The 1,101-nt window shown below is 72.6% G+C and carries 1 protein-coding gene and 1 pseudogene; both read left to right on the top strand.

Features of this window, described 5'->3' with window-relative positions:
- Positions 1 to 578 (top strand): annotated as a pseudogene (locus ACLEQD_RS44005) (WYL domain-containing protein); the annotation flags it as partial.
- A 6-nt stretch (positions 579 to 584) separates the two neighbouring features.
- Positions 585 to 1,101, top strand: a 517-nt coding sequence (locus ACLEQD_RS44000; RefSeq protein ID WP_410391880.1) for an FHA domain-containing protein, incomplete at its 3' end; no start/stop codon positions are given.

Below are 1,101 nucleotides of genomic sequence, written 5' to 3'. Positions count from 1 at the left end.
CATCATCCCGCCCGCGGCCCGCGAGCGCTTCCGGACATGTACCGGAAGATCGACGCGTCCTCGGACGCGCCCCGGCGCTGGGCCCTCACCCGGCCATCCTGGAGCGGCTGGAGGTGACGTTCGGCTACGCCAGCCCCGGCCGCGCCCCGGAGCCGCGCCGGGTGCGCCCCTACGAGCTGCTCAGCCACCGCGGCCAGTGGTACCTCCAGGGCTTCTGCCACACCCGCCAGGACGCGCGCCTGTTCCGGCTGGACCGCATGGAGGACCTGGCCGTCACGGCCACCGCCTTCCAGCCCCCGCCGGACGCCCGCGCGGACGTGCCCAACCCGGCGCGCGGCGCCAGCGAGGCCTCCGTCCGGGTGCGCTTCACCCCCACGGCGGCGCCCTACGTGAAGGAGCGCTTCGGCCAGGACGCCCGCCCGCTCGCCGACGGAGGGGTGGAGGTGCGGGTGGCCGGAGACAGTGAGCGCTGGCTCACGCAGTGGGTGCTATCCTTCGGGGGAGAGGCGGAAGTGCTGGAGCCGGCGAGCGCGCGCGCCGCCGTTGCCCGAGCCGTACATGCCTCGATAGGCTCCTAGGACGACATGGCCTTCCAACTGACGATCTCCGAGGGAAAAGACGCCGGCAAGGAGTTCGTCTTCGACCAGGACTCCGTGCTCATCGGGCGCACCTCCGAGTGCGACGTGGTGCTCTACGACCCCGGCATCTCCCGCCGCCACTGCCGCATCTTCCAGGACGCGGACGGCTACGCGGTGGAGGACCAGAAGAGCGCCAACGGCACCCTGGTCAACGGCACGGCCGTGCAGAAGCAGACACTGACGGACGGCGACACGCTGACGCTGGGCCCGGTGACGTTCCTCTTCGCGCTCGCGGCGGAGGACGCGCCCACCGGCGAGGACGAGAAGCCCGCGGAGGACGGCGCCAACAGCACGCGCATCGTCTCGCTCGACTCCCTGCGCAAGCAGCGCAACAAGAAGGCCGCCGCGGCGCTCGTGCCGGAAGGCGCGGACGAGGAGGACCTGCAGGGCATCCGCGCGGAGTCCACGCGCATGAACATGCGCGCCATCGCCGGCCCACCTCAACGCCAGCCGCGCCATCCCG

This window comes from Corallococcus sp. 4LFB, assembly GCF_046520365.1.
GTDB classification, from domain to species: domain Bacteria; phylum Myxococcota; class Myxococcia; order Myxococcales; family Myxococcaceae; genus Corallococcus; species Corallococcus caeni.
Note: the sequence above shows the minus strand (reverse complement) of the source record. Positions and strands in the feature narration are given on the sequence as shown.